General features: G+C 49.5%; 20 protein-coding genes, 1 tRNA gene and 1 pseudogene (1 of these 22 cut by a window edge). 11 read left to right on the top strand and 11 right to left on the bottom strand.

All coding sequences use genetic code 11. The features are described 5' to 3' along the window. Nucleotides 1-437 precede the first annotated feature (437 nt). Both JVX88_RS10120 and JVX88_RS10125 read left to right on the top strand, forming a co-directional pair. Nucleotides 438-2513, top strand: coding sequence for a T3SS effector HopA1 family protein (locus tag JVX88_RS10120; RefSeq protein ID WP_211627198.1), 2076 nt, complete (start codon nucleotides 438-440; stop codon nucleotides 2511-2513). Beyond that, nucleotides 2491-3981, top strand: coding sequence for a peptidase domain-containing ABC transporter (locus JVX88_RS10125; protein WP_317134618.1), 1491 nt, complete (start codon nucleotides 2491-2493; stop codon nucleotides 3979-3981). Before JVX88_RS10120 ends, JVX88_RS10125 begins: the two co-directional genes overlap by 23 nt. Before the next feature lie 20 nt (nucleotides 3982-4001). Here JVX88_RS10125 and JVX88_RS38200 read toward each other — a convergent pair. From JVX88_RS38200 to JVX88_RS10145, 5 genes and pseudogenes are all read right to left on the bottom strand, one after another. After that, nucleotides 4002-4508 (bottom strand): annotated as a pseudogene (locus JVX88_RS38200) (serine hydrolase domain-containing protein); the annotation flags it as partial. After that, a complete protein-coding gene (gene purE, locus JVX88_RS10130; RefSeq protein ID WP_211627199.1) occupies nucleotides 4505-5005 on the bottom strand; it encodes a 5-(carboxyamino)imidazole ribonucleotide mutase in 501 nt (166 codons plus the stop codon). The pseudogene JVX88_RS38200 and the gene purE, both read right to left, overlap by 4 nt. Then, a complete protein-coding gene (locus tag JVX88_RS10135; RefSeq protein ID WP_211627200.1) occupies nucleotides 5006-5686 on the bottom strand; it encodes a TlpA family protein disulfide reductase in 681 nt (226 codons plus the stop codon). A gap of 70 nt (nucleotides 5687-5756) precedes the next feature. After that, on the bottom strand, nucleotides 5757-7226 hold the full coding sequence (locus JVX88_RS10140; protein ID WP_211627201.1) for an NADP-dependent isocitrate dehydrogenase: 1470 nt from the start codon (nucleotides 7224-7226) through the stop codon (nucleotides 5757-5759). 79 nt (nucleotides 7227-7305) lie between these two features. Then, on the bottom strand, nucleotides 7306-7602 hold the full coding sequence (locus JVX88_RS10145; RefSeq protein WP_211627202.1) for a 4a-hydroxytetrahydrobiopterin dehydratase: 297 nt from the start codon (nucleotides 7600-7602) through the stop codon (nucleotides 7306-7308). A gap of 78 nt (nucleotides 7603-7680) precedes the next feature. On the opposite strand from JVX88_RS10145, the gene JVX88_RS10150 reads away from it, so the two are divergent. From JVX88_RS10150 to JVX88_RS10165, 4 genes are all read left to right on the top strand, one after another. Continuing rightward, entirely contained in the window at nucleotides 7681-8217 is a 537-nt protein-coding gene (locus JVX88_RS10150; RefSeq protein ID WP_211627203.1) for a hypothetical protein, read from the top strand. Between the two features lie 26 nt (nucleotides 8218-8243). Next, nucleotides 8244-9401: a DUF1015 domain-containing protein gene (locus JVX88_RS10155; RefSeq protein WP_211627204.1), complete on the top strand. Its 1158-nt coding sequence runs from the start codon at nucleotides 8244-8246 to the stop codon at nucleotides 9399-9401. A 166-nt stretch (nucleotides 9402-9567) separates the two neighbouring features. Next, complete coding sequence (locus JVX88_RS10160; protein ID WP_072009760.1) at nucleotides 9568-9873, top strand: Mo-dependent nitrogenase C-terminal domain-containing protein; 306 nt, start codon at nucleotides 9568-9570, stop codon at nucleotides 9871-9873. A 419-nt stretch (nucleotides 9874-10292) separates the two neighbouring features. Next, complete coding sequence (locus JVX88_RS10165) at nucleotides 10293-11036, top strand: hypothetical protein (RefSeq protein WP_211627205.1); 744 nt, start codon at nucleotides 10293-10295, stop codon at nucleotides 11034-11036. Nucleotides 11037-11295: 259 nt separating this feature from the next. Here the strand turns inward: JVX88_RS10165 and JVX88_RS10175 are convergent, their stop codons facing one another. From JVX88_RS10175 to JVX88_RS10185, 3 genes are all read right to left on the bottom strand, one after another. Beyond that, complete coding sequence (locus JVX88_RS10175) at nucleotides 11296-12279, bottom strand: hypothetical protein (RefSeq protein ID WP_211627207.1); 984 nt, start codon at nucleotides 12277-12279, stop codon at nucleotides 11296-11298. Between the two features lie 164 nt (nucleotides 12280-12443). Beyond that, a complete protein-coding gene (locus JVX88_RS10180; protein WP_211627208.1) occupies nucleotides 12444-13367 on the bottom strand; it encodes a hypothetical protein in 924 nt (307 codons plus the stop codon). Between the two features lie 318 nt (nucleotides 13368-13685). After that, nucleotides 13686-14360 (bottom strand): Npun_F0813 family protein, encoded by a 675-nt coding sequence (locus JVX88_RS10185; RefSeq protein WP_211627209.1) that lies wholly within the window; start codon nucleotides 14358-14360, stop codon nucleotides 13686-13688. A 268-nt stretch (nucleotides 14361-14628) separates the two neighbouring features. On the opposite strand from JVX88_RS10185, the gene JVX88_RS10190 reads away from it, so the two are divergent. After that, nucleotides 14629-14701 (top strand) — tRNA-Arg (locus tag JVX88_RS10190). A 19-nt stretch (nucleotides 14702-14720) separates the two neighbouring features. Continuing rightward, nucleotides 14721-14948, top strand: a complete 228-nt coding sequence (locus JVX88_RS10195; RefSeq protein WP_211627210.1) for a hypothetical protein — start codon at nucleotides 14721-14723, stop codon at nucleotides 14946-14948. Nucleotides 14949-15032: 84 nt separating this feature from the next. On the opposite strand, the gene JVX88_RS10200 is transcribed toward JVX88_RS10195, so the two are convergent. Beyond that, entirely contained in the window at nucleotides 15033-16238 is a 1206-nt protein-coding gene (locus JVX88_RS10200; protein WP_211627211.1) for a class I SAM-dependent methyltransferase, read from the bottom strand. A 28-nt stretch (nucleotides 16239-16266) separates the two neighbouring features. Here JVX88_RS10200 and JVX88_RS10205 point away from each other — a divergent pair, with 28 nt between their 5' ends. The 3 genes from JVX88_RS10205 (at nucleotide 16267) to JVX88_RS10215 (ending at nucleotide 19614) form a co-directional block, all read left to right on the top strand. Next, complete coding sequence (locus tag JVX88_RS10205) at nucleotides 16267-16743, top strand: hypothetical protein (protein WP_211627212.1); 477 nt, start codon at nucleotides 16267-16269, stop codon at nucleotides 16741-16743. A 197-nt stretch (nucleotides 16744-16940) separates the two neighbouring features. Further along, entirely contained in the window at nucleotides 16941-19121 is a 2181-nt protein-coding gene (locus JVX88_RS10210; RefSeq protein ID WP_211627213.1) for a peptidylprolyl isomerase, read from the top strand. A 1-nt stretch (nucleotide 19122) separates the two neighbouring features. Further along, nucleotides 19123-19614, top strand: a complete 492-nt coding sequence (locus JVX88_RS10215) for a DUF4112 domain-containing protein (RefSeq protein ID WP_211627214.1) — start codon at nucleotides 19123-19125, stop codon at nucleotides 19612-19614. Nucleotides 19615-19703: 89 nt separating this feature from the next. Here JVX88_RS10215 and JVX88_RS10220 read toward each other — a convergent pair whose 3' ends face one another. Together JVX88_RS10220 and JVX88_RS10225 are read right to left on the bottom strand one after the other, a co-directional pair. Continuing rightward, nucleotides 19704-20183: a redoxin family protein gene (locus JVX88_RS10220; RefSeq protein WP_211627215.1), complete on the bottom strand. Its 480-nt coding sequence runs from the start codon at nucleotides 20181-20183 to the stop codon at nucleotides 19704-19706. Further along, nucleotides 20146-20683 carry the 3' portion of a class I SAM-dependent methyltransferase gene (locus JVX88_RS10225; protein WP_211627216.1) on the bottom strand. Its footprint extends 125 nt past the window's final position, so 538 of the gene's 663 nt are visible here — the last part of the coding sequence; the start codon falls outside the window, past its right edge; the stop codon is at nucleotides 20146-20148. The genes JVX88_RS10220 and JVX88_RS10225 overlap by 38 nt, the downstream gene beginning before the upstream one ends.

A 20683-nucleotide genomic window follows, 5' to 3' on the forward strand; every position in this document is an offset into this window, starting at 1 on the left:
TTAACCGCATCAAATTTTGCTGTTTTGTTGGGTCTAAGCAGGTGAGCATAATTAAACATAAAACCCAAAACCCCGCGCGGGCGGCGCAGGGTTTTGAATCTGGTTTTTAATTATGCCGAGGTACTTATTGCTTAAATTGAAAAATCAGAATTTCACTTAGGAAAATGGTGTTCTTACTCAGTAGCGAAAACGTATTTGAATATTTGGCAGCACGAGGAATTTGTGATGGAGAATCACAGTCAGATAGTCAAATAGAATCGAAAAGCTGTAAGAACTTTAATTTACTCGTTCATTTAGCTGATGAACGCCATTTTTTAATTAAACAAGAACCACATGATCAGAACGGCAGCGCCCATAAAGACCTATTGCATGAATGGCAAATACATCAACTTGTACAGCAATCAGAATTACAGTCTATTGGTCCGCTGCTCTCCAGGATGGTTGATTTCAACCTAGAGGATTCGATTGCTATTTTTGACTACCTAACCGAGTACTCTGATCTGGACGATTTTTATCACCGGCGGCAGAGTTTTCCAGTTATGGCAGCGGCAGCTTTAGGAGCGACGGTAGCAGCCGTGCATCAAGCTACTTTGGATCGGGAGGACTATCAGCGCTGTTTAGAACCAACGGTCACGAATCCCGACGGCGAAGCAGACGAGCAGGTTCCGGATTTGCTGTACGGATTAGAATACTTAACCTATCAACAGTTTGCGGCTGCCTCGACCGATGCGCTCAAATTTTATGAATTAGTGCAGCGCTACGAAAGTTTGATTCAGGCAATTGCCGAGTTAAACGACGCCTACGAGCCGTGCTGTCTGATCCACAATGACCTAAAGCTGAATAACATTTTGCTGTTGCATGACTGGGAAACGGCGGCTCCGGCTACTACCCTGCCATTGTCGCTCAACCTGAGTCAGCCCTTGATTCGCTTGATTGATTGGGAAAAGTCGGTTTGGGGCGATCCTGCCGCTGATTTAGGTGCATTGATTGCTAGCTACCTCAAACTGTGGCTAAAGAGTCTGACCGTCAAGGCAGGCATCGATTTGGATTTGGCTCTCCATTTGGCAACTACTCCGCTAGAAAAACTGCATCCTTCCCTATCAGCCCTTACCCAAGCCTATCTAGCGCAATTTCCTCAGGTGCTAGAGCGATTTCCCGATTTCTTGCCGCGAGTGACGCGGTTCGCAGGATTTGAGCTGATTGAGGCGATCCAGGCTAAACTGCATTATTACGAACCGTTTGGCAATATTGAAATTTGCATGCTTCAGGTTGCTAAAACGTTGTTGTGTATGCCAACTAAATCGATTCCAACCGTGTTTGGTCGCACTGCTGCCGAGCTACTGGCGACTGATCAGGTTGATCGAATTGATCAAGTTGAGCAACCGGAAGCGAATGCTTTAACCGATGAGCGAATGCTAGCTTCTGTTAACCCCCCCGTATCAATTTCACCGATTGAACCTATCGCTTTTAAGCCACCTTTACCGTTCGAGCGATCCTCTATTCTGGACGATCTGGTGAATCATATTCAAATTTACTCAAATGGCTGGATGGTTCATTCCAATTATGGCAATTCAGAGTTATTTGAATCGTCGATCTATCTTAATCAGCTTCCCGGCAACCTACAGCATCAGTATTTAAGAATGCAACTGCGCGATTACCTGTACGATCTCTACTTTAGTGGCGAACAGGTTGCTGTTTCTATTTCAGATAGCTTCACCAAACTAGAGAACAATACGCTGCGGGGGCTGCATTTGCCATTTTACCAGCAGCTAGAGGCCAGCAATCATGGCAAAGGCTATTTTGATCCAGCATGGCAAGTACTGAGGCAGAAAGCAAATGGCGGTTGGGTATTGCAGAAAGCAGGGCTAACCATTCACCTCCAGCCAGAGGACTGCGCTCATGTAGTGTCAGAGTCTTTACAGGATGCGGTCGCGCTGCGGCTGCCTGCCGGACGGGTCGAGGCCGAATTTTACATTGCCGTAGGCAATTGCGGCTGGGTGACGGAACCTGCTCTAGACCTCTACTTCAACGTGACATCAGCCGGAGCAATTCAACTAATGGATTGCTTCACCAAGCGACTCAATCACCTCGCCATTCCATTTAGCTTCAAAGTGTTGGCCAATCCGAATGCCTATGATCGGCTCGATGCGGCAGTTTTACAGATCGCGCAACATCAGTATGGGATGGTGTATCCGGTGCTGCAAGCGATCTATCCAAGCGTGCGCTCTCAGCTTCAGCCCGCCGTACCGCTGTTCACTAAACCGCTGGCACCGGGATTGGGATTGGCCGAGGAACCGGAAAGCGAACCTGCCGAGTTTGGCCTGAATCGGTTGCAGTGGGTGGCCGAAGCGCTGTTGTCTGTTTGGCGAACGGGAGATGAGTCGCCAGAGAACCGTTTACAAGCAATTCAACATCAGTTTGCGCAGCAGGGCATCGACTGGCAGCGGCCCTATCTCAACCCGCAGCGGCAGGATCTCTATACTGCGTTAGATGGACAGGAAGCAAAAACCTGATTTACTCATTATTTCTGGAGTTAGGACTTACGGAAGTCGAGAGTACGCCAAGGAGATGAACTATTCGCTTGTTTTGCAGCATAGCCAAGCCGATTGTGGAGCCGCCTGTTTAGCTTCAATTGCCAAACACTACGGACGCACTTTTACCCTGACCCGGACGCGAGAAGCGGTGGGCACTGGCCAGTTGGGCACAACCTTGCTGGGGCTGCGGCGCGGTTCAGAAGCGTTGGGATTCATGGCGCGGTCGGCAGTGGCTTCAAAAGAAATTTTGCATCACCTGAGTCAGATGCCGCTACCGGCGATCATTCACTGGCAAGGCAATCATTGGGTAGTGCTGTACGGCAAGCGGAAAGCCAAATACGTGATCGCCGATCCAGCTAGCGGTGTGCGGTATCTATCAGAAGATGAACTGCTGGCTGGCTGGGTGGATTGGGTGATTCTGTTGGTGCAGCCCGATCCGAATCGCTTTTATACTCAGGTCGATGATCCGATAGGCGGAATTGAGCAGGTGTGGCGGCGGGTTTGGCCCTATCGAGTCATGTTACTAGAAGCGGTGCTCTGCGTCACCCTAATTGGGTTACTGTCGTTAGCATCGCCGTTCTTTATTCAAGTTCTAACTGATAATGTGCTGATTCAGGGAGATACTCGTCTCCTCACCGGTATCGTCATCGCCATTATCATTTTGTATGTAATTCGCAGTGGTCTCTCGTTCGTAGCCGATCACCTGATTGCCCATTTTGCCCAGCGCCTTGAACTGGGTCTAGTTCTGGAATTTGGACAGCGAATTTTGCAATTGCCTCTGACCTATTACGAAACCCGACGCAGTGGAGAAGTGGTGAGCCGGTTGCGCGACATTGAAGAAATCAACCGGCTAGTTTCCCAAGTGATTGTTAGCTTGCCTAGTTCGGTGCTGATTGCGATTGCCTCCTTGGGGCTAATGCTGTTTTATAGCTGGAAATTGGCGTTAGTGGCGGTGCTGGTGGCGCTGATAATGGTGCTGTCAACGGTAGTGTTTCAGCCGATGTTACAACAAAAAACACGGCGAGCGATGGTGTTAGAAACGGAAAATCAGGGTGTGTTGGTAGAGGCATTTAAAGGTGCCCTGACGCTGAAGACCACCACAGCCGCGCCTCAGTTTTGGGATGAACTGCAAAGCCGCTTTGGTCGTCTGGCTCATTTACTGTTTAGCACGACCCAAATTGGTATTATCAACAGCAGCTTCAGCCGGTTAGTCTCCGATATTGGCAGTACGATTCTCTTGGGGCTGGGTGCCCTGCTTGTCATCAATCAAGAGCTGAGTATTGGCCAGCTTCTGGCCTTCACGACTCTCAACCGCAATGTAGCCGGCCTAATGGATGAACTGGTGGATTTAGTTGATGATTGGGTACGAGTGCGCACCGCCAACGCTCGCCTGCAAGAGGTCATTACAGCCTCAGCCAGTGCGAAGTACCCGACATTGCAGTATTGATATTTTTCGCCGACGCCGAAGAGCAAAGGAACAGGATAGGCGGTTTTTATCACATCGTGATCCGTTTGGATCCTAAAGGGGTCGAATCCGGGAGCTTCGCGAACGATACCGGACGTATGGCTGAGAAGATGGCGGATCTGTATCCCTTTCCAGGTTTCCGGCGCGTCTGGAAAATACTTAGAAACGGGATCTTCCAAACCGAGCTTACCCTCTTCGACAAGTTTCATTACACCTATCGCGATAATAGGCTTGCTGATCGAACCGATCTTAAACGCAGTTTCGGTTGTAACGGGCACCTTCAACTCGATATTTGCGATACCGTAGCCTTTTTCTTTTACGACCTTGCCGTTGCGTATCACTGCCACAGCAAGCCCAGGGATCTTTTGCCTTTGCATTTCAGCCGAAACGACCTTATCAACTTCATCGACCTGGCCCGCTGCCACAAACGCAAATGCCCAGATCAAAATGGCAAGAAAGAAACCGAGATAGATGCTCTTGAAATCAAACACTTCAGATACCTTCTTCATTTTTTCACCGTCTCCAGCTTTGAACGAAGAACGGTCTTTGTTTGTTTCACACGAAACGTGTGGAGTTTTTTTCTTAGTTCCGGGCGAGAATTTGATAGGATCGAAACCGCAAGCAAAGCTGCATTTTTCGCTCCCGCCTCACCGATCGCAAGTGTTCCCACCGGAACACCGGCGGGCATTTGTGCAATAGAAAGAAGCGAATCCAAGCCCTTTAGCGCTTTGCTTTCAACCGGCACGCCCAACACCGGCAACACGGTCTGCGAAGCACACATTCCGGGCAGATGAGCCGCACCGCCTGCACCAGCGATTATTACTTCGATGCCCCTTTCCTCAGCAGTCTTTGCAAACTCGAACAGCAGATCGGGTGTTCGATGGGCCGAAACGATCTTAGATTCATACGACACCCCAAGATCATCAAGGACCAACGCTGCGTGCTGCATCGTTGGCCAATCACTCTTGCTGCCCATTATTATCGATACGATTGGTTTCTTCGCCATCTACTTCTTTTCAAGTTCGCTAAGAATTACGCTCTCGAATCTATCCCACGCCTTTATTGTGCTCCGCCAATAGACGACGGTACCCGTTCGGGATACGACAATATTCTTCGGATATCCCGTGAACCCAAAAAGGTCCATGGCCTGCTTCGCATTTGGCGCGTGCAGATAGTCAAAACGTTCCTTTGCAAGATATTTCCTTACCTCTGATGTTGGATCGGCGGTCATGGCTAAAAATATGACCTCATCATTTCCGAAGAATCTTTTCCTAAGCTGGTTGAGTTGTGGTTTGTGTGCAAGGCAAGCCGGACACCCGATAAACCAAAAATTCAATACAATGACCTTGCCAGTCAGTTCGGTTGTAGAAATGGTCCTTCCATCGAGCGTTGTTACCGTAAATTCCGGAAGCGGCATTCCCTCTTGTGGAACCTTTTGGAGACGAAACTCTATGGTTCCATCCTCGAGCGTTCTTACTAAAGTTCGATCAGGTAAATGAAAGTTGGCCATTCGGATATCAACAAATTCATTATTCGATATCTCTCTACCATCTGAATCCAGGAATCTGGTTTGCTGTGTCAATGAGCCAGTTCCCGATTGACCTACTGCGGTGAAACCATATATCACCAATAACAAAATGGTGACGGGCAATACCCTTGATTCGAGTATCTTTATTCTCCGCATCATCCTAAAAATAAAGAAGATGGGCAATGATAGCAAATGTCACTGCCCACCCACTCAAAATATCTACAACGAACTATTGGCCTTGGCCTAATGAATATCCCGGCTGGCCATCAAAGTTATAAAGGTGCTCGGTCTTGATAAAATCGAGTCCTAACCCGGAAATGCGGCCAAGAAGGTCAATGACCTGCTGATGTGTGATGGTGTCACCTTGGCTTTCGGCCATGAAGCGACAACGCCAATGATCCACACAGAACGTATCAGGTTGGCCTTTAGGATATACCTTAGTTCCGCGATTGGAGATCATCACGAGCTTTACTCCATCGCCATTTGCCTCCTCAACCTTCGGACCAAGTTCGTTGGCACTGCCATAAAAGCTACCGTTCCACCAATTAAGGAAAACATCCACGCCGACCAGGTCTTTCTTTTGCGGCTCGCGAATGGAATAGATAGGTTTTTTATCTGCATCTGTTGCCGCATCCGCTTTCTTATATTCGACGGCTTTTAGAGTTTCAGGCTTCTGTCCGAGGCGTTTTACGACTTCTTGGCCAAATTCTTTAGTACCGACGATCTGTTTTGTAACGCCTTCGCGGGCGACATCATAGGTATGAACGCCGTCCTCGATCGTGCGCAGCCATGCATTGTGGGCAAGTTCAGCGATGTCGGGCTGGTCAATGTGAACGAGCATCATTACAGACCCAAGGAATAGTCCGGATGGGTTTGCTGAATTTTGTCCCGCGCGCCGCGGAGCTGATCCGTGGATAGCTTCGAACATTGAAATGTTTTCGCCAATATTTGCTGATCCTGCGAGCCCGACCGAGCCGGTCATCTGCGCCGTGACGTCAGAAAGGATATCTCCATAGAGGTTCGGCATCACTACAACATCAAACTGCTCCGGTGTGGTCGCAAGCTTTGCAGCGCCGATATCAACGATCCAATCACCTTTTTCGATCTCCGGATATTCCGCACCTATCTCATCAAAAACCTTGTGAAACAAGCCGTCGGTCTGTTTCATAATATTGTCTTTCACGAAGACAGTTACGTTCTTTCGATTATTCTTGCGCGCATATTCGAATGCATAGCGGACGATCTTCTCACAACCCGGACGAGTGATAAGCTTTAGGCACTGCTCGACCATATCGGACTGTCGATATTCGATACCGGCGTAGGTGTCCTCTTCATTCTCGCGAACGATGACAACATCCATAACAGGATGCTTGGTCTCGATAAATGGATGATAGGAAACGCACGGCCGAATGTTGGCATACATCCCGAGCGTTTTTCGGACCGTAACATTCAGCGATTTGAACCCACCGCCCTGCGGTGTGGTGATCGGTGCTTTTAGGAAAACCTTCGTTCGGCGGAGCGATTCCCACGATTCAGGGGCTATCCCTGCCGTATTGCCTGACAGATAGACCTTTTCACCTATCTCGATCTCTTCAATATCGATCCGTGCTCCAGCCTCTTTCAAAATGTGCAGCGTCGCGGCCATGATCTCTGGACCAATTCCATCGCCGTGAGCAACCGTAATGGGAACATTAGACATAATAATATTCAGCTTCTTCCTTGAAATAGATTTGTGTAAATGGCCAAATCCAAAAGTGTAACCGAATCAGGAAGCCCAATCAATCAGACTCGACCCCTATCTGGTTTATCCTCCGTGCAAGATCCAGATCGTGATCCGTCACGCCGCCGCGATCGTGCGTTGTTGTCTCTACATTCGCGTAGCCCCAGCCAAACTTTATGTCGGGGTGATGGTCAGCCGCCTCTGCTATCTCGCCTATCTTGTTCACAAAGGCGAGGCTTGCGGCAAAATCGGGAAATTCGAAGCGCTTAACAAGTTTTTCATCTTCAAATGTCCAACCAGCTATATCTGCAAGCCGATCATTTATTTCCTCACGGCTAAGTTTTCTTCTTTCCATAGGTTTTTATGCCAATTGTGTTGGGCTATAATTTAAGTTTTGAGAATTTTACATTAAATTTTGAGTTAGTCCATTCAAATGCGTTCACTTTACTACCTTATCTTAGGACCACTGGCATCATTATTGATCTTTGGCTGTGGCGCGGGTGAAACAAAGCCTGCCTCTCCGCTTGAGACCTACAGGACCTACACTAAAGCCGTCAAACAGAAAGATACTACCACGATGAAGCTGCTGCTTTCTGGCGAATCACTCCGAATGCATGAGCAGCAGGCTAAGGCACAGGGCACAACCGTTGATGAGATCGTAAAGCGCGAATCGCTTTTCAATGAAACTCAGACACGTGTCGAGTATAGGAATGAGACGATCGATGGAGAGCGTGCCACGCTCGAAGTAAAGAATCTGCGCGGCGATTGGGAGACCATCCCCTTCGTCTTTGAAGACAACCAATGGAAGATCGATAAAAAAGGCTATGCTGACCGCCTGGCGCGCGAGATAGAAGAAGCGAACAGAAGGGCCGAAGAAGAATTTCAGAAGGACCGTATCGAATTGAACGATGTGAACAGCCAGATCCCGACCAACACGAATTCAAATACCGATAGCCCGACGCCATTTTAAGTTCGATAGGATTGAGAGGATAACGCGTGTCTTTAGTTAAACCGTTTCGGGCTCTCCGCCCCGTCCCCGAGAAAGCAAAGCAGGTCTCAAGCGTTCCATATGACGTAGTACATGAAGCGGAGGCACGCGGTTCCGTGCTGGAAAATCGTTTGAGCTTTCTGAGGATAACTCGCCCCGAATCTGAGGACGCCGATTGCGAAAGCCTGGAAAAGGCAAAGCAGAACCTGAAGGAGTTCCTTGCCTCCGGCGTTCTGGTCCAAGATGATGAGCCGGCATATTTTGTTTATCGGCTTGAATCCGGCGGACACCGGCAAACGGGCATTGTAGCTTGCTGTTCGCTTGATGAATATGAAAATGGACTAATAAAGAAACACGAACGAACACGTCCTGACAAGGTGGAAGACCGCACACGCCATATGCTTGCACTTCGTGCACAGACGGGTTTGATATTTTTAACCTTTCGCGGTACTGAGCAGCTAAGAAAGTTGACCCTAGACGCTGCAGAAGGCACACCTGTATATGATTTCATTTGCCCCCAAAATGTGCGGCATACGGTTTGGCGGGCAGAGGATACAAAGCCGATAACCGAAGCCTTTGCCGAGGTTCCAGCTCTTTATGTTGCTGACGGACACCATCGACTTGAAAGTGCATCAAAGGCTCGCGAGGTACTTAACACGGAATGCGGTGAGGCCGAAACTGCGGACGAACGGAACTTTGTTATGGCCGGCTTGTTCCCGGCCGAAGAATTGCGGATCCTAGCATATAACCGCACCATCAAGGACCTGAATGGTTTGTCGAAAGAAGAAATTTTCGACGCCATCAGGCAAAATTTCGTTTTCCTTGATGGGAATGAGAGTACGCCGCGGGAACACGGCCAGATCAGTATGTACATTGATGGGCGATGGCACGAGCTGAACTTTGCGGTAAATTATTTCACAGAGCCCGATCCGGTAGAGCGGCTTGATGTAACGATCCTGCACAAATATTTGCTGGAGCCGGTTTTCGGCATCATGGACCCGACAACGGACGAACGGATCGGTTTTGTCGGTGGCGGTAGAGGTACAGAAGAGCTTGAACGGATCGTCGATTCTGGCGAGGCAGCCATCGCATTCTCACTTTATCCCACAACCATGCAAGACCTGCTTGCGGTCTCAGACGCCGGCGAGATCATGCCGCCTCTCTGAGGCCACAACTCATCAGCCCAGATTTCATCGAACTTTAGCGAAATTTCAGCAGGATTTGCCCTTCCCTTAACCTACAACAGCGATCCCCTGCCTATGCTAGAGGCAACCCAGCTACCCAAAGTGCGGCCTTTCGGTCGTTCCGTCTGAAAAGTTAGAAGGTGAAATCATGTCCACCTTGTTCGTATTCCGTTCACTGCTTTCCCAAACCTCTCCCTCCAACCCGTTACAACCCATTCGTCGCTGGATTGATAGCTTAGAAGTCCGCAATGTCAAGACCGCTCGCTGGATCGCCAAATTGATCCCGGCTCAATGCCCCTTCGAGCGAGATGTTAAACTCCTCGGTCGTACAATTGCTCATATTCCCCCTCTGTGCAAGCTCAATCCCCTCTATGAACAGTTTGTAACCTTACGATTTAGAGCACTCTGCTATCTAGCAGATGAATGTGGGGAAGACATCCGTTCCTACTGTTAGTCCTATTAGTTTTAGTCCTACTAAGTACCTCGGCATAATTAAAAATCAGATTCAAAACCCTGCGCTGCCCGCGCTGCGGGCAGCGCAGGGTTTTGGGTTTTATATTTAATTATGCTCACCTACAGCGTTCACAAATTGGTTGCGAACAAGGGGGTGTGGGGGCTTCGCCCCCACACAGGGGTTCCACCCCTGCACCCCGTTCAAACTCAAGAAAGGATGGCTGTACTTAGTCCTAACTGTTAGTCAACTAGTCAACCTCCTGGTAGTCAGTCTATTCATTGCCATTCCTTCCATCAAAAAGAGTGGCAATTCGACTTCTAGAACCGTTAAGTTAGGGATGGCAACTGTCTAAGCTACCTCTGTAACCGTGAGATGTAGCTACTGAGAGTTCGCCTCCCTTCGTTTTAGCTGGACAATTGATGAATTTGTTTTTGAAACTCCGCTTTGTCTTGGTTAGTCTGCCACTGCTGCTAACAGGCTGTAATGGGCCTCAGCCATCCACGGTCGCCGAATCCCCTACACCGACCCCAACCACCAGCCCTAGCCTCGCTCCAGCCACACCTCAAAGTCAGCCAGACCAATCCCCCGCTACTGTCGCCAGTGAGACTGAAGATCGGCTGATCTCTCCCAGAGGAATTGGCACAGCACAATTAGGGATGACCCTAGGCGAACTGAAGCAAAAACTGGGAACTGAAGCCGAATTTACGGTGGAGTCGCCCTTTATTGTGGACTTTGACGCAATTGCCGTGCGTCAGGCTGGCGAAGTGCAGTTTTACATTCTTTACCTAGCAGGTCAGTCGTTTACCGATCAAGACGTGATTCAGGGCCTTTTGACCGACAATGCCAAATTTCGCACTGCCGAAGATGTCGGGCCTGGCACTTTGATTGCCGACGCGGAAGAAACCTACGGTAACGTCACACTGTCCTACAACACAGACAACGAATCGCGGGAATATGCTCGCTTTGCTAATCAACCGGCTGGCAATCTGTCCTTCAGTACCGGCAACGGCAACGCTTCCCTAGCTGGGATCTATGCTTCGCCCACGGGTGACTACAATGAAACAGAGCAGTTCAAGCCCGATGCTGCAATTCAATCCATTCTGGTGGTGTGCCTAACAGAAGACTGTGTCCAACCCTCTGTCCAACCTTCCCCTAGTAGTTAACGAAAGAGTTAACTCTGCAGATTATGTCTCAGTTTTTAACTTCATTAGTTCTAGCTATCTGGATTAGTGCGATTGCCTTAATCGCAATTCAGAACGCTACTCCCATTTCTCTCCAATTCTTGAACGTCCAATCAGTTGAAATTCCGCTGGGGCTAGTTCTCGCTTTCAGTACCTCGCTCGGTCTGATTGGGTCAGCCTTGGCGATCGGCATTTGGCGCTCTGGGAGCTAGCCGATTGACTACGGCTTCACACTGCTTGACTACTGCAACGAATAAACCTGACCGTCGATCAGCAGGTGGGTGATCCCCTTGGCCTGAAGGTATGGGGAAACCTTCCGGAAAATGCGACCATCCGGCACTTTGATAATCCGCTGCATCCGTCTCAAAAACCGCTTTGCCACTCGATGATTATCAAAGATCGGCAGCGTTCGCTCCTGAACTTCGGCAGAAGGAATCTGCACCAGTTCCGAAAAATCCTTTAGAGGGCGGGTGATCAGTTCCGATGAGCGATCGACCACCACATAGCAGGTGCGAGGAATCAAGGCTTCATTCAGGGGCAGAATTTGCAGTTTACCAGCCGGCTGTTTGGTGCCCAAACTCACCAAGTCATCTTCCCCGTCTAATTCCGCCTCGTCAAACTCCTCGTCATCGAGGTCGTCTTCCAGGTCATCGAGGTCGTCTTCTAGATCTTCGTCAAGGTCCTCGTCTAGTTCCCCATCTAGTTCATCCTCTAGTTCATCCTCGTCCAGCTCTTCCTCAAATGCCTCAGCCGCAACCAGCGAAGCTTCTTGAACCGGGTCGAGTCCTTCGGGCTGTAATTCCAATTCGCTGAGTTTTTTCGCGCCTGGAGCCAGATCGAGTTGGGACAGATGGGCTGCAGAGGCAGCAAGCTGTTCTGCTGAGATCATGCCGGCTGTAGACCGTTTGCGCTGACGCCGTTGGGGACTGCCCACCACCTGCTCCGGCTCCGCAATCACGGGTTTAGTCCGTATTTCCGGCACTAGCAACTCCTCAGAAAGACCGGGCAGCATGTCCTGGTCTGGTGACAACCTGCCTGTCCCCTGTCGCTTTTTCTGCACCAAGGATTCATACTCCTGTTCCGGTAGACTCTGCTTCAAAATCCGGCTAATCGTACTGGTGCTGACCCCATACTGGGCCGCCAGCGACACGGTCGTCTCATCCGAGTGCCGATAGCGATCAAGAATTTCTTGCTTATCCAAATCAGACAATTTCTTAGCAGCCATGCCGGGAGTTCCAAACAGCGATGTCGTCAGCTCTCAAATTGTAGCAAGCACAACAGCGTGCCTTCCGCTTATTTCCGGCTTGTACTAACAGGTTTTGACAACTTTCTGACTAACTGCTGACAACTTTATGTCAAATTTGGCAATTCAGCTGCATGAATTAGCTTTTATGAGCGTCTACGTCGGGTTTGCCGCCGAGTGGAAAGGTCGTATTCCAGGGCCGCACCAATGGCAAATAGGCAACCGCTAAAAATCCAAAATACTTCCGGCAGAGCACCCGTTTGATAATCAGGAATGTAGTTGGTAGCGTAGTTGAACCAGATATCGGCGATATAAAACGAGAAAGCAGCCAGGGCAATGAAGCGCCAAGAGAGCGAAAACCGTCCGCCCCAGAAAGCCAACAGCAGCGTTGAAGCCATTACCACCAAGATCACGTCTCCAATGATGTAAAGCCATTTCAAGGGAGCCGCAATCGGAGCGAGCTGTTCTTCCACAAACGCCACCCAGGTGGGAGCAACTGTCTCTGCCTCGGTTGGCACTTCAGGCACTAGTTCAGTAGCAGTGTCAAGAACTGCTATATCGGGCGGAGCCGTGGCCGAGATGATCGCAATCGCAACACCGCCAACGGCAATAATGGCTAGCAAAATCCACTGGAGAGGAGTCAAATTCAACTCTCTGGAAATCACTGCCCGCAACATACCCCAGCCCAGAAAGATGTAGGTGAGGATGAAAAATAAGTCACCCGGCGACACTTCCGGCTCTTGCCCCAGTGCCACCTCCCAGTAGGCCAGCAGCAAATTGCCAATAAAATAGGAAAACATCCCTAGCCCCAGAGCCAGCCAGACCGTACCACCGCTGACAATTTGACTACTGCGCCAATTGCGAAAGCACAGAACACCAGCGCCTAAAAACGCCATGTTTTCCATAATGTAGGTAATTTTTTGATACCATTCCGGACGCTCTGTCCCTGGCGCTGAAACACTAAATGTCAGGAAGAACAGCAGAGCCAGCACTGCCCAAGCGGCAGCCGCCAAGACAACACTCTGGACTGATAGTAGGGACGGGCCACGCAAGGAGGTTTTCTTTTTCAAGGGACTGTTCCTCAAAAGGCTTTATATAGAGGGGGCAGCAGGAACTGAACCACAAACCTGCCCAGGGACACGAGGCCAAAACTTAGACAGGCTATCAGACCATTCCCAGCTAAGCACCTAAGGCAAAGCAGTCAAGCTATGAAGCGTTCGCTAGCTTCACAGTGACCAGATTCGAAGCGAATAGAGGTTCGACAGTAGTCAATCATGTCTTGAGCATTACCCATTATGCCCAAAGTCGAAAAGCTAAATTCGATTCCCGATCGGCTTTTGGCGAAAATTTAACCTGGACTGCCGATCGACTGCATCGCAGCCTGTTGACTACTGCCAAAGTTTGCCTGCTCCTGATCGCTTCAACCAAGCCAAAAAAAAGGCCCGTTCCTTTAACGGCATATCCTGTAAGCTTTCCATTGCCCGCTCTACAAAATTACTATTGCCGAAATGCTGCTTCCCGAGGCGGTATAGTTCTTGCAGCAACCGATTGAGATGCAACTCTTGCCAAGCCGGAACCTGAACCAAGGCCAGCGGATCGGTCGTCAATAATTGCTCTAACCCATCGGACGAATCTGCTTGAGGTAAGCGGTATTGCTGAAACACAGCCATCAGCTCTTTGCGAAAGGCAGTGCTTTGCCTCGCACCCAGCAAATCTTCAATATCGATATACACAGCTTGCAGCAGTAGCAAACAAGCCTGCACACAGCAGGGCGGAATCACACCAGCCGTCTCCTGCACCTCTGCAGTCTCGGCATTGAGCTGTTCCAGCCGAATCTTGCCCCAAACGCTGTATCGTTCTGGCTCTTCGAGTAAAACGCAGGCCTTGCCCCGGTTGTCGGTCAAATCTCGCCAGTAGGCGCGGGCTTCTTCTTCCTGAGCGGCATTGAACACGTTGATCAGACGAAACGTTTGTCCCTGATATTGGAGAATTGGAACCTGCTGATCTTTTTTGGGATGCTGAATGCTGTAGATCTCAACATCCTGCCGTTTCAAGATGAACATGGTGCGGTCAAGCAACTCCTAATCAGGATTGAAATAAGCCAGGAAATAAGCAGTTGATATCGGTGATATAAAGACTTGTTCCAGATGGTATGAGGTATAGATGCTATAGTGGTGCACGAGGGAAGCCAACCACACGGGGATTTGCCTCTAGGTTGCCCAAAATTTAGCCAAATTAGTCAAGTTCAGATTAGTCAAGTTAAGTTAGTCAAATCATAACCGGCTAAACCATCACCAGCCTAGCTAACCTTTGACTGGTCATCCTGATTCTGCTCCAGTAGCTCAGTGGATAGAGCAACCGCCTTCTAAGCGGTCGGCCACAGGTTCGAATCCTGTCTGGAGCGTTTGCATTGGTCTAGTCAAATGATCGAATCAAACTTGGTCAAACCTCATGCAAAAAAGCGCTGTGATTTAAGCGAAAATACAGAATTGGGCTTCGGCATCAGGAAGCACCTACGTTCGGACTTTAGCCGGATGCGTCGAGACCTGAACATGGTCGCCCAGACATACGGATACAATCGGAATAACCGTTATCCGAATGATCGGAGCGGCGACTGGCGCAATCGGGTTCCGTTCCCGCTTCCATTCTAACTCTAATTAGTTCAGGTTAGTTCAAACCAACTCTATCTAAGGCACAAAGACCGCTTGGAGACATTCCCTCCAAGCGGTCTTTCATTATTGTTCCAGTGGCACTCCTGACTTTTTCTGTTTGGCTGCATGATAAAGGTGGTTGTAGAGAGTTTGGCGGCAGATACCAAAGTTTTTCAGTAATGCTGCTATCTCCTGTTCACTACTGCGGAAATTATGTTTGTTGAGGGGCCTGTTAGCCACGAGAAGATTGTTCTTTGGCGTATGTTCGGTTGGGACAAACTCGAACATTTTTGTGGAATATCCGGCGCTCTCTAGCAATAGGGCACGGATGCCGTCAGTAATACTTTCGGCGGTCCTTTCAAGAAGAACCGGATGTCTCAATATACTCTGCAAAGGTTCGGGCGGCTTCAGCTGCTTACGGACCTCCCGATGGCAGCAGGGGGCCGCAATGATTATCTCGGCATTTGCCTTGATCCCTTTGTAGAGAGCGTCGTCAGTGGCTGTATCGCAGGCATGGAGGGAAATGAGAACATCGATGGTCTCTATCGGCGTTTCAGTGATCGACGCTGCTTCAAATCGGAGCCCATCGAAACCACATGCCTCCGATATGGCGTTACATTTTTCAACAAGATCCGCACGTAAATCGATACCCCTAATCTTAGCTTTCTTGCCTAAATAACGTGTAAAATGATCGTAGGTGGCAAATGTCAAATAGCCGTTTCCTGACCCCATATCCACTATGGTGATCTCATTCTTCGTGAAGAGAGCAGAACGCCTAAAAATACCGTTCAGCACTTCGACAAACTTGTTCATTTGTTTCCATTTATCACGGCCGTCGGCTCGTATATGTCCTGAATCGTTGGTGATCCCAAGAGGCTTAAGGTAAGCGGCGTTCTGATCCACAAGATAACGCTTCTTCCGATCGTGATGTTCAACAATTGTCTCCAAAAATGTTGGGCGGCCAATGTTTAAGCGCGAACTCCGCTTTCCGATGTCGAGCTGAAAATCATTCAACGTTGTGAAAAGGTGAGCATTTCGAAATCCGCTCTCAATCATCCCATTAACGATCTGGATACCTTCATCAACCGGATAGTTCTTGACAATATCGCGCTGTGAGTATTTTGCCTGAACAAATAGACGTGGGCCTTTTCTGGTTTCGATCTGCCGTACGAGGACCTTTTGCAGTTGCGGTTCGACACCCTTATAATTTCCAAGCGTGAGCTTTACAAACGTGCCTTGCGCCAGCGATATGCTTAAGGCATCTATGAATTTCTGTCGGGCATCTTTCATAATGCTCTAAGTGAAAAGACTAACATAAATGAACGAGAGCTTATCACTCATTCAAACAAAGCGGTTCGTCGGCGGAACTGCATATCTGCTCCGCGAAACTTTCGAAGGTTCACTTGAAGGAACGCCAAGCGCATATCTTGATAGAGGTGTCGGTTTTTTTGCAACACTCGACAACATTTCAGCGGAACAAGCATCGAAAGATCATTTTGGAACTACCGTCGCCGCGCAGACCGAACACGCAAAGTTCTATTTGGATAGGCTTTGCGAATACATGAATGGCCGCACGGAAGAAGTTAACTGGGAGGATAGTTGGCTTATAGAGAGAGTTAACGAAGGTGAGTGGAATGCGTTGCGGCAGAGTGTTCGGGCAGCATATCAGAACGCTCTAATATGTCTTGCTCAAGAACGCGAATGGACCGAAATGCAGATCGGAATGGCATTGGGGCTTCTCGCGCACAGCGCGTATCATTTGGGAGCCATCCGACAGATAGCAAAAACAATTTAGCCTATTTGTGTAACCACCAAACACAAATAAAAATACAGTGTCGATATTTCTCCTGAACATAGCTGTTTTCTATAGCTTTATAGACACTTATCCTTCTTAGTAGATATCTTTTTCTGATCGTTTCCTGAGCTGAATGTGTGTTGCGGTGGCTTGATAAAACATATTCTGTTTTACCCGCAAGTGTTATATTTGTACATATGATTAAACCACTGGTCCTAACCTTTAGTCTCGTATTATTTCTTTTGTCAGTTGTTAACTCACAAGTTCCAATCTCGACTCAGGTTGCGATACTAAAGGTCGAGGATGCCAGGGACTTTGATGCACTAAAGCCGTTCTTGGCCAGCAAAGATCCGGCTGTACAGGAACGCGCCGTGATTGCCGCGGGACGGATCGGTAATTCGGCAGCGGTTCCTGAGCTTGTCAAGATCTTTAAGGACAAGGCAGAGACGCCAAACGTTTTGCATTCAGTTGTGTTCGCGATGGGCGAGATCGAATCGATAGCTGGAGCCGAGATGATAATAGACATCTTAAAGTCAGAGTCAGGCTTTGCAAAGAGGGACCGTGTCATGCTTGCCCGGGCTGTGGAGGCCGCGGGGAAGATAGCTGCCGCAAATCCGAACGAAGCTGTTTCGAAGGAGTTAGGTCTCGCTGTTGTTAGGGTGCTCAACGAAGAACGCGAGGAACGCGCGATTTCGCCTTCGACCGAGGTCGTCCGTGCCGGCGCAACGGCAATTCTCCGAAGTCGACCCGAAGCCGGAGCCGAAGCGTTAACGGCATTCATGGGTCATTCGGACAACGCGTTGCTCGCCGATGTGTTGAATGCGCTCGTACGGCTTCGTTATAAAGGGGCAAATGAAAAGGCCCGCGAACTTTTGACAAAAAGCGCCGATCCGATCGTGCGTGCTAATGCGGCCCGACTACTCGGTACCGGCGAGGACAAGGCTTCGGCCGAACTCCTCGTAAATGCTGCGACGAATGACAAAGACGGCCGTGTTCGTGTTTCTGCGATACGCTCGCTCGGTGCATTGAAGATAGCGGCAACTGGAGAGCCTTTGATCAAATACGGCGCCACACTAATGCAGAACTATTCAAAGGCTGCAAAGCCGGACCTCATTCCAGCGGAACACAGTGAGTTTGTCGAACTGGCAGTTGCTCTCGGCCAGATAATTCCCGGCAGCTTTAACGAAAATGCGGTCAAGCTATTCAGAGAATTTGGAAAGTTCGATAAGGGTATGACGCCCGAAGTATATGTAGCGCGGGTACGCATAGCACCCGGCAGGGGTGATGGAGACGCGCCGGAACTTACAAACTGGAAGCAGTATCGGACGCTTGCGCTGATAATAGGCGAATTCGCGAACATCGAGCCGACAACCGAAGAAGGTAAGACAATGAAAGCCGAAGCCCCGACCGTACTCGGTCCGCTGGCAAAGGCCTATGCCGAAGCAGATCCAAAAGACGAGGCCGACACGATAATGGCGGCTCCTGACGTGCTAAACGCGTACGCCCGCTTCAAAACGGACGACCTGGGAGAGATCCTTCGAAAGGCACTTCTCAACAAGGACGTGCAGATCAGGGCCACTGCGGCTTCGCTGATCGCTGAACTGCCGCCGACAAAAGAAAATGCCGATGCAGCAAAAGCCGCTTTCGGACGTGCTTTGGTCGATGATAAGACTGAAGATGATGCGTCGCTTGCCCTGCTTTCCTCTGCAGTAAAATTGGATACGCCCGGTTCGTTCGATGCGATCCGTCTTGCTTTAAATTCATCTAACCATCTTGTTCGGAAACGGGCGTATGATCTGATAGTCGCGAACAAGCTCACGGAAAGTTTTAAAGATGCTACAAATCGCGTCGAACCGCTCCGGAACTATGATCCGCGCAGCGGTTCAAAGCTCGGGGTCATCCTAAACACGGACGCCGATTACAGACGGGCGGCCGGACGGAAGAACGGATCGGCGAAGGCTGTGCTGACGACACAAAAGGGAACATTTACCATTGATCTTCTGCCTGAGGAGGCGCCGCTAACCGTTGATAACTTCATCAAGCTGGCAAACGCTAAGTATTTCGACGGACTCGAGGTGCACCGCGTCGTGCCGAATTTCGTGATGCAGGACGGCGATCCGCGCGGCAATGGGTCCGGCGGTCCAGGTTGGAATATTCGCTGTGAGGTCAATATGGTGCCCTACGGGCGCGGCGTGGTGGGAATGGCCCTAAGCGGGAAAGACACCGGCGGCTCGCAATGGTTCATAACCCACTCTCCGCAGCCGCACCTTGACGGCGGGTACACGGTGTTCGGCCGAGTGAACGAAAATGATATGAAGGTCGTAGATAACATTGTCCGCGGCGATAAGATCCTGACCGTGCGGATAGTAGAAAGATAGTATGAATGACGCCCAGCTCGACCGCCGGCAGGTTCAGATTGACGAAGGCCTTGATAGCTTGGCCCATTACCTTGACGGCCTTTTCCGTATCCCGGGCACGACTTGGCGTTTTGGGCTTGATTCGCTGATCGGACTGGTGCCCAACGTTGGCGATACGCTTACGTCCTTTGCTTCTTTCTATATTTTACTTGCAGGCGTGCGTTACGGTGTGCCAAAGATCACTCTTCTTCGAATGGGTTTCAATATCGGGCTTGATTACCTGGTCGGGATGATCCCCTTCCTCGGCGATGCTTTCGATTTTGTTTGGAAGTCGAACAAGCAGAATATGGATCTGATCCGAACGCGGGCGACCGGAAAGGTCGGCACTACAACTGACTACCTTTTTGTGCTCGGGATCATCGGTTTGCTCATACTGCTTCTGATAAGTTCGATCTTAGTGAGCATTTACATAATCAGCGTTATATTTTGGGAGATCTTTACAGGAAATATCTGAATTTATACTTTCACAGATAAATACTTAGGGGAACTGATGTTCGGCCAATACCTGAGATCATTTCCCCATTCATTCGTTTTTGGTGTGCTCTAACCACCGGCGGCTTCGGCTTTTGGTACGAACAACTTTTCTAGAGCGGTTTGCAAAACGGTAACCCCGAATTCACCGGCGGCACGCGTTTTCAATTTTCCTTCCGCGTCGAAAAGATAATAGACCGGTACCCAGCCCTGTTCATTCTGAAAGGCACCTTTCAATTTATGTAGGCTGTCCACCGCCACGGGTTCGGTGATGTTGTTATCATGAATGGCCAGACCCACCGTATCCAGATCCGTATCGGCCTCATAACGCGGCATATGGACGGCCACGGTTTGCAGCCCGTTTTCACTATACATCCTGATCAGTTCCTGAACCTGCGGCATTTTGTCTTTGCAAATACCGCACGATACCGCCCAGAAATGAACAAGTACCGGTCTGCCCTGTATGGCTCTTCTCGTCTCCTCAAGCGAACCGTTGAACCAAGTAGTTGCCCCTTCAAATGAGGGCATCATATCGCCTAACTTCATTGACATAGTCTTCTCCCCCGTGATCCGTGTCTGAGAGAATGCGGATCTCGTCCTGACGGGCGTTCGACAAAAGACGAATTATCTCAACACCTTTTTCGACCTTTTCGAGCGGACTCTCGATCGTCCGGGTGTGATACCGCATTATGCGGCGCACTATCTCGCGAATGTGAAACCCCGGATACGCGTTATAGCTGATGTATCCTATACCATTCTGTGCTAAACATTCGGAGTAGATGGTTAATATGCGTTCGCGCACTTCTTCAGGAACCCATGAAAACAATCCGTGAGCAATGATGAAATCGAATTTGCCTAACTCGTTTGGATCGATCGCTAAAATATCCAGGCATTGAAACTTGATGTTTTTCAAACCTAGCCGCTGTTTTGTGTCATCAGCTTTTACGATGTGAACTGAAGAAAGGTCGATCCCAAGAAAACTGCTTTCGGGATGCGTATATGCAAATGAGATAAGGTTTGTCCCGTTGCCGCAGCCAAGCTCAAGCACTCTG

It is taken from the genome of Leptolyngbya sp. 7M (assembly GCF_018128485.1).

Bases quoted from the DNA above. Each gene is read 5' to 3' on its own strand.
- JVX88_RS10120 (WP_211627198.1), top strand. From the start codon at position 438: ATGGTTGATTTCAACCTAGAGGATTCGATTGCTATTTTTGACTACCTA.
- JVX88_RS10125 (WP_317134618.1), top strand. From the start codon at position 2,491: ATGGACAGGAAGCAAAAACCTGATTTACTCATTATTTCTGGAGTTAGG.
- purE (WP_211627199.1), bottom strand. From the start codon at position 5,005: ATGGCGAAGAAACCAATCGTATCGATAATAATGGGCAGCAAGAGTGAT.
- JVX88_RS10135 (WP_211627200.1), bottom strand. From the start codon at position 5,686: ATGATGCGGAGAATAAAGATACTCGAATCAAGGGTATTGCCCGTCACC.
- JVX88_RS10140 (WP_211627201.1), bottom strand. From the start codon at position 7,226: ATGTCTAATGTTCCCATTACGGTTGCTCACGGCGATGGAATTGGTCCA.
- JVX88_RS10145 (WP_211627202.1), bottom strand. From the start codon at position 7,602: ATGGAAAGAAGAAAACTTAGCCGTGAGGAAATAAATGATCGGCTTGCA.
- JVX88_RS10150 (WP_211627203.1), top strand. From the start codon at position 7,681: ATGCGTTCACTTTACTACCTTATCTTAGGACCACTGGCATCATTATTG.
- JVX88_RS10160 (WP_072009760.1), top strand. From the start codon at position 9,568: ATGTCCACCTTGTTCGTATTCCGTTCACTGCTTTCCCAAACCTCTCCC.
- JVX88_RS10165 (WP_211627205.1), top strand. From the start codon at position 10,293: ATGAATTTGTTTTTGAAACTCCGCTTTGTCTTGGTTAGTCTGCCACTG.
- JVX88_RS10175 (WP_211627207.1), bottom strand. From the start codon at position 12,279: ATGGCTGCTAAGAAATTGTCTGATTTGGATAAGCAAGAAATTCTTGAT.
- JVX88_RS10185 (WP_211627209.1), bottom strand. From the start codon at position 14,360: ATGTTCATCTTGAAACGGCAGGATGTTGAGATCTACAGCATTCAGCAT.
- JVX88_RS10195 (WP_211627210.1), top strand. From the start codon at position 14,721: ATGATCGAATCAAACTTGGTCAAACCTCATGCAAAAAAGCGCTGTGAT.
- JVX88_RS10200 (WP_211627211.1), bottom strand. From the start codon at position 16,238: ATGAAAGATGCCCGACAGAAATTCATAGATGCCTTAAGCATATCGCTG.
- JVX88_RS10205 (WP_211627212.1), top strand. From the start codon at position 16,267: ATGAACGAGAGCTTATCACTCATTCAAACAAAGCGGTTCGTCGGCGGA.
- JVX88_RS10210 (WP_211627213.1), top strand. From the start codon at position 16,941: ATGATTAAACCACTGGTCCTAACCTTTAGTCTCGTATTATTTCTTTTG.
- JVX88_RS10215 (WP_211627214.1), top strand. From the start codon at position 19,123: ATGAATGACGCCCAGCTCGACCGCCGGCAGGTTCAGATTGACGAAGGC.
- JVX88_RS10220 (WP_211627215.1), bottom strand. From the start codon at position 20,183: ATGTCAATGAAGTTAGGCGATATGATGCCCTCATTTGAAGGGGCAACT.